Below are 13,607 nucleotides of genomic sequence, written 5' to 3'. Positions count from 1 at the left end.
AATATGGTCGATCAAGGTGAATTTATCGAGGTTTTAGGGGCAAGAGTCCACAATTTAAAGGATATCGATGTTATTATCCCCAGGGAAGAGCTAGTCGTTATTACCGGGTTATCAGGTAGCGGAAAATCATCCTTGGCCTTCGATACCATCTATGCCGAGGGCCAAAGACGTTATATCGAGACCTTTTCTGCCTACGCACGTCAATTTTTAGGTAGCCTGGAGCGCCCGGATGTAGATAAGATCGATGGCTTATCTCCAGTGATCGCCATCGAGCAAAAGACCACCAGCAGAAGCCCGCGTTCTACAGTAGGTACCATTACCGAGATCTATGACTTTCTTCGCTTGCTCTATGCTAGAGCCAGTGACGCTTTTAGTTACGAGACGGGAGAACGCATGGTCTCCTACAGCGATGAGCAGATCCGGGAATTGATCGTCCAGGAGTTCCAGGACAGGAAATTGATCGTTCTCGCACCAGTGGTGCGGTCCAGAAAGGGTCACTACCGGGAATTATTCGAACAGATCGGAAAACAGGGCTTTACACGTGTTCGCGTGGATGGTGAGATTCTTGACGTGGTAAAAGGAATGCGGATCGATCGATATAAAACGCACGATATCGAGATCGTGATCGATCGCCTGAAGATGGATCAGGGAGCAGAACTTGAAAAACGTATTACCGAGTCTATAGCAACCGCCATGTATCACGGTAATGATATTATGATGGTACAGGACGCAGAGAATGATCAGGTCAGGTTCTTTAGCCGGTCCCTGATGTGTCCCACCTCCGGTATCTCCTACCCCAATCCAGAACCGAACAACTTTTCATTCAATTCCCCCAAGGGAATGTGCCCAAAATGTAAAGGGCTTGGTCATTTACATGAGGTCAACCTGGAAAAGATCGTTCCCAACAGGGAACTATCCATCAATAATGGGGCCCTTGCTCCTCATGGACCCAACAAGAACAACTGGATCTTCAAACAATTGGAACTGATCGCTCAGCGCTACGATTTTAAACTATCAGATCCCTTTCATGCCATCCCTAAGGAAGCCCAGGAGATCATCTTTCACGGGGTAACGAAAAATTTGATGTGGCCTCCAAGACCCTTGGAATTACCCGCAGCTACAAAATAGACTTTGAAGGAGTGGCGACTTTCCTGCAACACACCTTCGAAGCCAACGAATCTAAATCGCTCAGGAGATGGGCCAAGGAATACATGGATAGTGTACGTTGTCCGGAATGTCACGGTGCCCGCTTGCGCAAGGAATCCCTGAACTTCAAAGTAAACGATAAGAACATTGCTCAGCTGTCCGAAATGGACATTCAGGATTTAGCTATCTGGTTTTCAGATCTGCACGATAGACTGAGTGAAAACCAGCAGCAGATTGCCTCAGAGATCATTAAAGAGGTAAAGGCTAGGCTGCAATTCCTGATGGATGTAGGCCTAACCTATTTATCACTGAATAGAAGTTCAAAATCCCTCTCCGGCGGTGAAGCACAGCGTATCAGGCTGGCAACCCAAATCGGCTCCCAATTGGTTGGCGTATTGTATATCCTTGACGAACCCAGTATAGGACTGCATCAGCGGGACAATGAAAAACTGATCCAATCCTTGATCCAACTCAAAGATTTGGGAAATTCTGTTCTGGTGGTGGAACACGACAAGGACATGATCGAAAAGGCTGGCTATGTGATCGATATCGGTCCTGCCGCCGGCAAGCATGGGGGTGAGATCGTATCCACCGGTTCTCCGGAACAGATCCGGGAACAACATACCCTGACAGCGGACTACCTCAATGGTACCAAAGAGATCAAGATTCCCCAAGAACGTAGAAAAGGAAGCGGCAAATCCTTGAAACTACTGGGAGCGACCGGAAATAACCTGCAGGACGTTTCTATCAACCTGCCCCTGGGGAAGATGATCGGGGTCACCGGCGTGTCCGGTAGTGGAAAATCCACCTTGATCAATGAGACCCTCTATCCCATACTTAACAACCACTTCTACAACGGAGTGAAGAAACCCATGCCTTACAAGACCATCAGTGGTCTGAAACACCTGGATAAGGTGATAGACATCAATCAGGCCCCGATCGGACGGACACCGAGGTCCAACCCAGCCACCTATACCGGGGTATTCTCTGAGATCCGCAGTCTCTTTGCCAAAGTACCTGAAGCCATGATTCGTGGATATAAGCCCGGTAGATTCAGTTTCAATGTAAAGGGCGGGCGATGCGAAACCTGCCAGGGAGGTGGTCTGCGTGTCATCGAAATGAATTTCCTTCCGGATGTCTACGTGGAATGCGAGACTTGTCAGGGGAAGCGGTTTAACCGAGAGACCCTGGAGATCCGCTATAAGGGTAAGTCCATCTCCGATGTTCTTAACATGACCATCAATGAGGCTTGTGCCTTTTTTGAGCACATCCCAAAGATATACCGCAAACTAAAGACCATCCAGGATGTTGGGTTGGGCTATATAACCCTGGGGCAGCAATCAACTACGCTTTCTGGTGGGGAGGCTCAGCGAATCAAACTCGCCACCGAGCTTTCCAAGCGGGATACAGGTAACACAATTTATATCCTGGACGAACCGACTACAGGACTCCACTTTGAGGACATTCGAGTTTTACTTCAGGTCTTAAATAAATTAGTAGACAAAGGAAATACAGTATTGATCATAGAACACAACCTGGATGTGATCAAGACCGTAGACCACATTATAGACCTGGGTCCGGAAGGTGGAAAGAACGGAGGCACAATTGTTGCTACAGGTACCCCGGAACAACTGGTCAAGGGGAATGGACACACCGCCCGCTTCCTGAAAAAAGAGCTACATTAGCACGTATTTTTTGCTATGAGAAACAACATTGAACCCAAGCATTGGACGGAGGTCAAGTCGAACGATTCCTGGGCGATCTTCAAGATCATGGGGGAGTTTGTCAATGGCTATGAAAAACTTAGTGAGATAGGGCCTTGTGTCTCTATTTTTGGATCGGCCCGAACCAAGCCTGGAGAAGCGTATTACGAGTTAGGATGCCGCATTGCGAAAAAGATCAGTGAGAATGGTTATGGGGTGATCACGGGTGGTGGACCCGGCATCATGGAGGCCGGAAACAAAGGAGCTAATCTGGCAGGCGGCACCTCTGTGGGCTTGAACATTGACTTGCCATTCGAAAAACACGACAACGAATACATCGACCCGGATAAGAGTATCGATTTTGATTACTTCTTTGTCCGCAAGGTCATGTTTGTGAAATATTCCCAAGGTTTTGTAGTACTGCCAGGGGGCTTTGGTACCCTGGATGAGTTCTTCGAGGCCCTAACCCTGATCCAGACCCAAAAGATCGAAGCATTTCCGATAATCCTTGTTGGGACCGAATTCTGGAGTGGTTTGATCCAGTGGTTGCGGGAGTCCGTCCTGAATGGATTTGGGAACATCAGCCCTGAAGATTTGGAACTGATCCACTTGGTGGATGACGAGGAACAGGTTCTGGAGGTTCTCAATTCGTTCTATGATGAAAATAGATTAAGTCCAAATTTCTGATTTGGTGGCCCCATTTCGACTGTTCACATGCTGTGCAATGAACGATTGATCAGGGAAATAGGCCAATTGAACCCGGTAGGGATTCTGAGGTCTAATCTGTTATAATTACAGATGAACAAATGCGCCCTAGAGGCATTTATTTGAGGTTAAGGAAGTTTTACATACTCGCGTTGATTATGATACCCATCTCCCTGGCTTGGTCCCAGCAGGAGATATCCATTGATGCTACCCTGAAACCACAATCCCGTTCCCTGGATATTGTTCAGGAAGTTCTCTTTACGAATACATCCAACGATACCATATCGCAGATCTACTTCAATGATTGGGCGAACAGTTTCTCTACAAAGACTACTCCTTTAGCCGAACGCTTCGGAGAAAATTTTGATCGTGCTTTCAGGTTTGAAAAAGATGAGGACAGAGGGAGAACGCAGATCTATAGTGTTGCTAATTCTCAGTCCCTGGCGTTGGAATGGAAACGCGGGGACGAGTTGGATATATTGATCGTCCAGCTGGATTCTGTTCTACAACCTGGAGAAATATACAAGTTAAAATTTCAGTACAACTCAAAGCAACCGGATGCCCGCCTCACCCGATATGGAGTAACGCGGCAGGGAGATTACAAATTAAAGTATTGGTATCTAACTCCGGCCGTTTACAGGGACGGTTGGCAAGCCTACAGCAATAAGAATTCCGAGGATCTGTTTCAGGCTCCTACCTCCTATCGGATCACCTTCAACAGCCCCCGGGTTATCAGTTGGTCTCGGATCTGGATGTGGTATCCGAGTTCCAGGCAAGTGACCGGGTAGTCACTGCATTGAGCGGAGAGAATCGGATGTCAGCCAATCTCTACCTGGAAAGGATTCCGACCTTCAGCTCTGTGGTCACCGATAAGTTTGAAGTGGTCACCAATATGGACGATCGCAAGGTCACCGGGCCTATCAAGGCCCTGGCCATCGACCGCATTGTTTTCTTCCTGGACGATCGCCTGGGTGCCTATCCCTTTAAAAAGATGGTGATCAGCCAGGCGGACTATAAGACTAGCCCGGTATATGGTCTAAATCAGCTACCCAATTTCGTCAGTCCCTTTCCAGCCGGATTTGAGTATGAGATCGAAATGCTAAAAACCGTCTCCCGTCGGTATATTGAAAACACACTGCCCATTCATCCCAGGAAGGATCATTGGCTGATCGGAGCCCTACAGATTCACCTGATGACAGAATATGTGGATCAGTTCTATCCCAACATGAAGGTGATCGGGAGCTTAAGTGATTGGTTCATCATTCGTTGGGCTCACCTGGCAGATTTGGAATTCAACGATCAGTATCCCCTGCTCTATTTGAACATGGCCAGGAACAACCTGCATCAATCCCTGGTTACGCCTAAGGACTCCTTGGTGAAGTTCAATAAGAACATTGCCAGTGATTACTACGCAGGAGATGGCCTGCAGTATTTGTCGGATTATTTGGGCGATGAGACCGTAGACAACACCGTCAGACAATTTTATAAGCAGAACCAGTTTCAGGATGTCGGGCCTGAAGATTTCCAGCGATTGTTAGAGTCCAATACGGAGCTACCCGTCAATTGGTTCTTCGAAGACTATGTGGGCCGCCGTACAACCATCGATTTCAAGATCAAAAAGGTCAAAAAGCGAGGAGATTCCCTGGAGGTGCGTATCGCCAACCTAAAGGACAACACCATGCCGATCTCAATCTATGGGATCAACAGGGATACCGTGGTCTTTAAAAAGTGGGTGGCACCGCTCAGCGATACGGCCACCATAATGGTGCCTGCCGAGGGAGTGCGCAAGCTGGCCTTGAACTATGAAGGGATCATCCCCGAGTTCAACCAAAGAAACAACTACAAAGGGATCACTACCCTAATGAACAGGCCATTCCAGGTGCGTTTGTTCCAGGATGTAGAAGATCCCAGTTACGGTCAGGTGTTTGTCATGCCCGTATTCGGCTATAATGTATACGACGGATTGAGCATTGGTCCTAAACTTTACAATAAGACCTTATTGCGAAAAGGTTTCCATTATAAGCTCGAGCCTCAATATGCGCTCAAATCCAATATGCTTGTAGGTAGTGCGTCTCTGCAGTATACGGACTTCAAGGACGAGGGGAACCTGTATGCCATGCGATATGGGATCTCAGGTAGCTTGTTCTCTTACAATGTGGATCTGCTGTACAAGAGACTTTCTCCCTATATGACCTTTTCTTTCAGGCCTCAGGATCTGAGAAGTAATAAAAAGCAGTTCATCAATCTCAGGAGTGTGACTGTTAGCAGGGATCTCGATCCTAATGTCGTAGAAGTGGACGAACCCAACTACAGTGTCTTTAACTTCCAATACGTTTTCTCCAACCCCAATCTGATCGATTACTATCGGGGTGTACTGGATTACCAGATATCGGACAAGTTCAGCAAACTCTCCACTACACTGGAATATCGAAAACTCTTCCTGAACAACAGGCAGATCAACATACGCTTTTTTGCCGGAGTGTTCTTATTCAACGACACCAGAAACCAGGGTGACTTCTTCAGTTTTGCATTGGACAGACCTACCGATTACCTATTCGATTACAATTACTACGGACGTAGCGAAGACAGCGGATTGTTTAGCCAACAGTTGATCATTGCTGAAGGTGGATTCAAAAGTCAATTGGAACCGGCTTTCGCCGATTCCTGGATCACGACCATTAACGCGAGCGCCAGTGTTTGGAAATGGGTGTTCTTATATGGTGATGCCGGTTTGGTCCACAATAAAGGCCAAGGCACTAAGGCCGTATTCGATACTGGGGTGAGACTGAATTTGGTGGAGGATTATTTTGAACTCTACTTCCCGCTTTACTCCAGTCTGGGCTGGGAACCTGGATTGGGTGACTACGATAAGCGGATCCGATTCATCGTCACTTTAAGCCTTAGAACACTCTTCAGTTTGTTCACCAGGGAATGGTATTAATTGAACTGCAACAAATTTCCTAATCGACAATCCACAAGTCGTAAATCATATATTTTTTGCGAATTTGACAATTATAAGCCCTAATTGCTGATAATACTCTATGGTTTTGCCATTGCAAATGCGATTGAATTTTCGTAATTTTGCCTTCTAATTCCCTTCCTATGCAGAGCAAACCCAAAACAAATGGAACCCTGACCTTTGATGATTTCAGAACAGCTGTCCTGAATGATTACAAGGTAGCGGTGACCAGCCGGGAGTGTAGTCTGTTAGGGAGAAGAGAAGTTCTCACCGGCAAGGCCAAATTTGGGATCTTCGGGGACGGGAAAGAGGTCCCACAACTTGCCTGGGCGCGTGCCTTTAAGAAAGGAGATTGGAGAAGCGGATACTACAGGGATCAAACCTTTATGATGGCCTTGGGCCTACTCAGCATAGAGCAATTCTTTGCCGGCCTCTATGCCCACACAGATCTGAATGCGGATCCCATGAGTGCCGGAAGACAGATGGGTGGCCATTTCTCTACGCATAGCCTGGACCCAAAAGGGAACTGGAAAGATCTAACCCGCCAGGAGAATTCCAGCTCGGACATCTCTCCTACGGCTGCACAAATGCCTCGCTTGCTTGGGTTGGCTCAAGCTTCCAAGGTTTTCCGGAACCAAGAGGACATAGATAGTCGTGGATTTTCGGTAGATGGGAATGAAGTGGCCTGGGGTACTATTGGAAACGCCAGTACCAGTGAAGGGCATTTTTGGGAAACCATCAATGCTGCAGGTGTATTACAGGTTCCTATGGTTGTAAGCATTTGGGACGATGAATACGGAATCTCCGTTCATGCCAGGCATCAAACCACCAAAGAAGATCTATCTGAGATTCTGTCCGGGTTTCAACGGACAGAGGAAAAGGCTGGTTATGAAATGATACAGGTCAGAGGCTGGGACTATCCTGAACTGATGGACACCTTTGCCAGAGCCGGAGAACTGGCCAGGACAGAACACATTCCAATTATCATCCATGTGACCGAGGTAACTCAACCTCAGGGCCATTCTACCAGCGGTTCCCATGAGCGCTACAAGAGCCCGGAAAGATTGGAATGGGAAGCTAATCACGATTGTAATGTGAAGATGCGCCAGTGGATACTGGATAGCAATATTGCCACAGAAGAGGAATTGACCGAACTGGATCAGGCAATAAAGAAAGAGGTCCGTGAAGGCAAGAAAAAGGCCTGGAACGCCTTTATCGCTCCCCAAAAGGTAGAGCAGCAAGAAGCTGTTACCCTATTGAAGAACTTGGCAGACAGCAGTCCTAACCGTGTGTTCATCGATAAGATCAGGGAGGAACTGGAACAAGAAAAAGAACCACTCAGAAGAGATATTCTTTCTCGAACCCGAAAAGCGCTGCGTTTCGTCACTACCGAGAACAGTCCGGAAAAACGTCAGCTCCAAGACTGGATCAACAACTATTTCGAATTGATCCAACCAAAATACAGCTCCGAATTGTATTCTGAAGCCGAGAACCGGGCAACTTCCATCTCTGAAGTACTTCCTTCCTACGATCAGGATGCCGAAGATGTGGATGGTCGTTTGATCCTTAGAGATAACTTTGACCACCTCTTAAACCATTACCCTGAGTTACTGGTCTTCGGTGAGGATAGCGGAAAGATCGGTGATGTTAATCAAGGACTGGAAGGACTGCAGGATAAATACGGTGAACTGCGCGTAAGCGATACCGGGATCCGCGAAGCTACCATCGTAGGCCAGGGTATAGGAATGGCCATGCGAGGCTTGAGGCCAATTGCCGAAATCCAGTACCTGGATTACATCCTCTATGGGCTTCAGATCCTTAGTGATGATCTGGCCACAGTTCGATACAGGACCATGGGGACCCAAAAGGCTCCATTGATCGTCAGGACAAGAGGACATAGACTGGAGGGTATCTGGCATAGCGGGTCACATATGGGAGCCGTATTGCACCTGCTGCGCGGCATGTATATCCTGGTTCCACGGGATATGACGAAGGCAGCCGGTTTCTATAACACCCTTTTACAGACAGACGAACCGGCCCTGGTAGTCGAATGTCTGAATGGTTACAGACTAAAAGAGAAACTCCCCAACAACCTGGGCGAATTCCGAACCCCAATAGGTGTTGTGGAAACAGTTCGTGAAGGATCTGATATAACATTAGTTTCCTATGGTAGCACTTTGCGGATTGTAATGGATGCGGCCAAAGAGTTGCAGCAATTGGGAATTGATGCCGAGGTGATCGATGTCCAGAGTTTGCTGCCACTCGACCTTCCCGGAGACATTGTAAAAAGTGTGGCCAAAACCAACAGGTTGCTCGTAGTAGATGAAGATGTCCCTGGAGGAGCATCGGCCTATATCTTGCAGCACATCTTAGAGAAGCAGAACGCCTACCAACATCTGGACAGTGCTCCTCAGACCTTATCAGCTCAGCCGCACAGACCTGCCTATGGCACGGATGGCGACTACTTTTCCAAGCCTTCTACTGAAGATGTCTTCGAAAAGGTATACGCCATTATGAACGAGGCCAACCCAACTGATTTCCCTCCCTTGAGGTAAATTTTTCTTACAAAATTGTTGGATTATCCAGAAATAATTGGATATTTGATTCAAGTAAAAGAGAAGTACAAGTTATGTTTACTGCACTGAATAACAATTTGAATAATAATAACGCAATGCCGTAGCAAAAACTTGTCGCGATATATGGCCCGTCAGGTTTTTGTTAATCTGACGGGTTTTTTTATTGAATCAACTAAACCATTAAATACGCAATTATGTGTGGAATCGTTTGCGCCTTCGACCTGAAACAATCTCCAGAGAGCCTAAGACCTCAGCTCCTGGCCATGTCTAAAACCATCCGTCACCGCGGTCCGGATTGGAGCGGTATATATACTAATGATCACGCCATACTTGCCCATGAGCGGCTGGCTATTGTTGATCCAACCTCCGGGAAACAACCCCTGTTCTCTGAAGACCAATCCCTGGTTCTGGCTGCCAATGGAGAGATCTACAACCATTTGGAGCTGAGAGCTCCTTATGAAGGAAAATATCAATTTCAGACCCAGTCGGATTGTGAGGTGATCCTTGCCCTCTACAAGGACAAAGGAGCGGAATTCCTGGACGAACTGAACGGCATATTCGGTTTTGCCTTATACGATGCCAAAGAGGATGCTTACCTCATCGCCAGGGACCATATGGGTATCATCCCCCTCTATATGGGATGGGACAAGAATGGGACATTCTATGTCGCTTCAGAACTAAAGGCCTTAGAAGGCTACTGCAGTAAGATCGAACTCTTTCCTCCTGGTCATTATCTCTACAGCAAGGATGGAGAGCTTAAAAAATGGTACAGTCGGGATTGGATGGACTTTGAACATGTGAAAGACAATGAGAGTTCAATTGAAGAATTGAGAGAGGCCCTGGATGCTGCCGTACACCGCCAATTGATGAGTGATGTGCCTTATGGTGTGTTGCTTTCCGGTGGATTAGATTCTTCCATCACTTCTGCCCTGGCCAAAAAGTACGCAGATAAGCGGGTAGAATCTGGTGACCAGGAAGGAGCCTGGTGGCCTAGGTTGCACTCCTTTGCCATTGGTCTAGAAGGTTCACCTGACCTGGCTGCAGCTCAAAAGGTAGCGGATCATCTGGATACAGTGCATCACGAGATCAAATTCAGCATTCAGGAAGGTATAGACGCCATCCGAGATGTGATCTACCACTTGGAGACCTATGATATTACAACAATAAGGGCCTCTACTCCCATGTACCTCATGGCTCGGGCCATCAAGGCCATGGGTATCAAAATGGTGCTCAGTGGAGAGGGAAGTGACGAGATTTTCGGTGGTTATCTATACTTCCACAAGGCACCGGATGCCGAAGAATTCCATAAGGAGACAGTCAGGAAACTAGATAAGCTGCACCAATACGACTGCCTGAGGGCGAACAAATCTTTGGCGGCCTGGGGAATTGAAGGACGTGTGCCATTCCTGGACAAGGAGTTCATGGATGTGGCCATGCGACTGAACCCCGAGGATAAAATGATCAACGGGGAACGTATGGAGAAGTGGATACTGCGTAAGGCCTTCGAAGATATGTTACCCGAAAGCGTGGCCTGGAGGCAGAAAGAACAGTTCAGCGATGGTGTAGGCTACAGTTGGATAGACACGCTAAAGGAAATGGTAGACCAGGAGGTAACGGATGAACAAATGGCCAATGCCCACTTCCGCTTTCCTATTCAAACACCAACATCCAAAGAGGAATTCTATTATCGAAGCATATTCGAAGAGCATTTCCCAAGTGATACTGCAGCGCTAAGCGTGCCATCGGTTCCTTCAGTAGCTTGTAGTAGTCCGGTTGCCCTGGCTTGGGATGCCAGTTTCCAAAACATGAACGACCCCAGCGGACGGGCTGTTGCTAATGTACATGAAGAAGCTTACGAGAAATAGGACTTATTCTTCGTCAAAGACCAATTGGCTCTCTCGTTCTTGACGCAGGAGTGAGATCAGGGCTGCAACGATGATGATATTCTTACCGATGTACTGCCCTAACAAGGAAGGAAAGTAGGTGGGCTGAGTGAATGCCAGGTCTGGGAAGAAGAACAAAGGAGTAAATGTACAGACCATATGGCCCAGGGCCAGATAAATGGCAATTTTAGGTTTCCATCCCAGGATCAACATTAGACCGATGCCGGTTTCTAAGGCGGCAAGGAGCACAATAGATACCCTGTCCGGGATCAATCCCAGGCTAAGCATATCGATGGTCCGTATGGCCAGATCCTCGGCGGGACTCAGACTGGGAAAGAACTTAAGAACACCAAAAAAGAAATAGACTAGGCCTATAGTCAGGCTGAGTAAGTTCAAGGCAAGAACGGATTTGAAAGCTTTCACTAGTGGGATTGCTGAAATCGTTCAAATATAAAAATACCAGCAAGTTTGGATCCTGACGGATGTCAATTATTCGGTAGAAAAAACAACTAACTGTTAATCAGTGATATAACTGATCAATATCTAAATATCCGGGTAATGCACAAGCCGAATATAGCCCGATTAGCCAGTCAAAAAGATCAAACAAAATTGCTAAGGCAGCCACTTTTTGTCAAAGTTAGGTGCTCTTTTCTCTAAAAAAGCATCCCTTCCTTCCTTGGCCTCGTCCGTCATATAGGCCAAACGGGTGGCCTCTCCTGCAAAGACTTGCTGGCCAACCATGCCATCGTCGGTCAGGTTCATGGCAAACTTGAGCATCTTTATGGAAGTTGGAGACTTGGCCAGGATCTCCTGGGCCCACTGATAGGCTGTGTTCTCTAACTGTTCATGTGGGACCACCTCATTGACCATACCCATTTCATAGGCCTCCTTAGCCGAGTAATTGCGCCCTAGAAAGAAGATCTCCCTGGCCTTCTTCTGCCCCACCATCTTGGCTAAATAAGCGCTACCGTATCCTCCGTCAAAACTGGTCACATCGGCATCGGTCTGTTTGAAGATGGCGTGTTCTTTACTGGCCAGGGTCATATCACAGACCACATGCAGGCTGTGCCCACCGCCGACTGCCCAGCCGGGAACCACAGCTATTACAACTTTCGGCATAAAGCGGATCAAACGTTGAACATCGAGGATATTTAGCCTGTGGTAGCCGTCCTGGCCTACATAGCCCTGATGTCCCCTGGCCTGTTGGTCACCCCCGCTGCAAAAACTATAGACTCCATCCTTGGGGGACGGACCCTCTGCTGAAAGCAAAACTACCCCAATGGATAGATCTTCCTGGGCATCGTGAAAGGCATCCAGCAATTCACTTGTGGTATGAGGCCGAAAAGCGTTCCTAACCTCTGGACGGTTAAAAGCAATACGGGCCACCCCATTACACTTCTTGTAGGTGATATCGGTATACTCTTTGGCGGTGATCCAATCCGGTGTCGTCATTTTGTTTATTTTGCGCTAAAGATAAATCTTTGACTGCGTTTACTAAACCAATTCCCATGAAAGTACAGTTGTTTTTGGCCGCTTTGTGGCTCTTTTCTTCCAGTTTTGCCCAACAGGCCTATCAATTCAACACACTGATCGACCTGGAGACCACCCCAGTGATCAGCCAGGGTAGAACGGGAACCTGCTGGAGTTTTTCCAGTACCTCCTTCCTGGAGTCCGAGATCATTCGTATTTCAGGTAAACAGATCGACCTTTCAGAAATGTATACCGTTAGAAATACCTATCCCAAAAAGGCAGAGAATTATATTATGCGGCAGGGAAAGGCCCAATTTAGTGAAGGTGGCCTGGCTCACGATGTGATGAATTCGGTTAGGGAATTCGGTTTGGTACCTCAATCGGTCTATTCGGGAATTCCAGGAACACAGAAAGGCCATAATCACGCTGAAATGATCGCAGTGCTAAGCAGCATGCTGGAAACCTATGTAAATAATCCCGGACGAGAACTCAGCAGTAAGTGGCGGGATGCGGTCCAAGCCATGCTGGATATTTACCTGGGAGAAAATGTCGAGGAATTCAATTATGATGGGAAGCGGTATACTCCGTCCAGCTTCTCTGAGATGACGGGTATCGATCCTGATGACTATATCACCCTGACCTCCTTTGCTCATGCTCCCTACAACGAGTCCTTTATCCTGAATATTCCGGACAACTGGAGCAACGGCAGTATGTATAACCTGCCCCTGGATGAGATGATGCAGATCGTAGATCACGCCCTGGAGAACGGTTTTACCGTAGAACTGGACTGCGACGTAAGTGAGCGCAGCTTTTCTTCCAAGGACGGTGTAGCTATAGTGCCTGCCTCCTCTGAGAATACCATTAAAGCCTTGCAGGGTATCTATCCTGAGCGGCAGATCGACCAGGTCTTCAGGCAGTCCGAGTTTGAAAATTACAACACCACGGACGACCACCTGATGCACATCACCGGCCTGTTGGAAGATCAGAACGGAACCCGCTATTACAAGGTCAAGAACAGTTGGGGGACCGACGAATCTCGCAACGCTAATGGTGGTTATGTTTACTTCAGCACGTCCTATATGCGGCTTAAGGCTATCAGTATTATGGTGCATAAGGATGCCCTCCCGGAAGCCATTGCCAGGAAGTTAAACTTGTGATAAGGATT

Annotated in this window: 8 protein-coding genes and 1 pseudogene; 7 read left to right on the top strand and 2 right to left on the bottom strand. The window is 47.5% G+C overall.

Going from position 1 to position 13,607, the window contains the following annotated elements; all coding sequences use genetic code 11:
* Positions 1 to 3 precede the first annotated feature (3 nt).
* The 6 genes and pseudogenes from uvrA (at position 4) to asnB (ending at position 10,954) form a co-directional block, all read left to right on the top strand.
* Positions 4 to 2,831 (top strand): annotated as a pseudogene (uvrA, locus tag BST85_RS04340) (excinuclease ABC subunit UvrA).
* A gap of 15 nt (positions 2,832 to 2,846) precedes the next feature.
* On the top strand, positions 2,847 to 3,536 hold the full coding sequence (locus tag BST85_RS04335) for an LOG family protein (protein WP_104812139.1): 690 nt from the start codon (positions 2,847 to 2,849) through the stop codon (positions 3,534 to 3,536).
* A 176-nt stretch (positions 3,537 to 3,712) separates the two neighbouring features.
* Entirely contained in the window at positions 3,713 to 4,342 is a 630-nt protein-coding gene (locus BST85_RS04330) for a gluzincin family metallopeptidase (RefSeq protein ID WP_104812138.1), read from the top strand.
* A complete protein-coding gene (locus BST85_RS04325) occupies positions 4,291 to 6,495 on the top strand; it encodes a gluzincin family metallopeptidase (protein WP_146090644.1) in 2,205 nt (734 codons plus the stop codon). The genes BST85_RS04330 and BST85_RS04325 overlap by 52 nt, the downstream gene beginning before the upstream one ends.
* A 161-nt stretch (positions 6,496 to 6,656) precedes the next feature.
* On the top strand, positions 6,657 to 9,068 hold the full coding sequence (locus BST85_RS04320; protein ID WP_104812136.1) for an alpha-ketoacid dehydrogenase subunit alpha/beta: 2,412 nt from the start codon (positions 6,657 to 6,659) through the stop codon (positions 9,066 to 9,068).
* Positions 9,069 to 9,283: 215 nt separating this feature from the next.
* Positions 9,284 to 10,954: an asparagine synthase B gene (gene asnB / locus BST85_RS04315; RefSeq protein WP_104812135.1), complete on the top strand. Its 1,671-nt coding sequence runs from the start codon at positions 9,284 to 9,286 to the stop codon at positions 10,952 to 10,954.
* A gap of 3 nt (positions 10,955 to 10,957) precedes the next feature.
* Here the strand turns inward: asnB and BST85_RS04310 are convergent, their stop codons facing one another.
* Positions 10,958 to 11,395 carry a doxx family protein gene (locus tag BST85_RS04310; protein ID WP_245917633.1) on the bottom strand — a complete coding sequence of 146 codons (438 nt, stop codon included), beginning with the start codon at positions 11,393 to 11,395 and terminating at the stop codon, positions 10,958 to 10,960.
* Between the two features lie 189 nt (positions 11,396 to 11,584).
* A complete protein-coding gene (locus tag BST85_RS04305; RefSeq protein ID WP_104812133.1) occupies positions 11,585 to 12,424 on the bottom strand; it encodes a 1,4-dihydroxy-2-naphthoyl-CoA synthase in 840 nt (279 codons plus the stop codon).
* A gap of 56 nt (positions 12,425 to 12,480) precedes the next feature.
* On the opposite strand from BST85_RS04305, the gene BST85_RS04300 reads away from it, so the two are divergent.
* A complete protein-coding gene (locus BST85_RS04300; RefSeq protein ID WP_104812132.1) occupies positions 12,481 to 13,599 on the top strand; it encodes a C1 family peptidase in 1,119 nt (372 codons plus the stop codon).
* Positions 13,600 to 13,607 lie beyond the last annotated feature (8 nt).

Source organism: Aureitalea marina (genome assembly GCF_002943755.1).
Classification (GTDB): domain Bacteria; phylum Bacteroidota; class Bacteroidia; order Flavobacteriales; family Flavobacteriaceae; genus Aureitalea; species Aureitalea marina.
Note: the sequence above shows the minus strand (reverse complement) of the source record. Positions and strands in the feature narration are given on the sequence as shown.

Excerpts from the sequence above, each read along its gene's own strand:
- BST85_RS04335 (WP_104812139.1), top strand. The coding sequence starts at position 2,847 with ATGAGAAACAACATTGAACCCAAGCATTGGACGGAGGTCAAGTCGAAC.
- BST85_RS04330 (WP_104812138.1), top strand. The coding sequence starts at position 3,713 with ATGATACCCATCTCCCTGGCTTGGTCCCAGCAGGAGATATCCATTGAT.
- BST85_RS04320 (WP_104812136.1), top strand. The coding sequence starts at position 6,657 with ATGCAGAGCAAACCCAAAACAAATGGAACCCTGACCTTTGATGATTTC.
- asnB (WP_104812135.1), top strand. The coding sequence starts at position 9,284 with ATGTGTGGAATCGTTTGCGCCTTCGACCTGAAACAATCTCCAGAGAGC.
- BST85_RS04305 (WP_104812133.1), bottom strand. The coding sequence starts at position 12,424 with ATGACGACACCGGATTGGATCACCGCCAAAGAGTATACCGATATCACC.
- BST85_RS04300 (WP_104812132.1), top strand. The coding sequence starts at position 12,481 with ATGAAAGTACAGTTGTTTTTGGCCGCTTTGTGGCTCTTTTCTTCCAGT.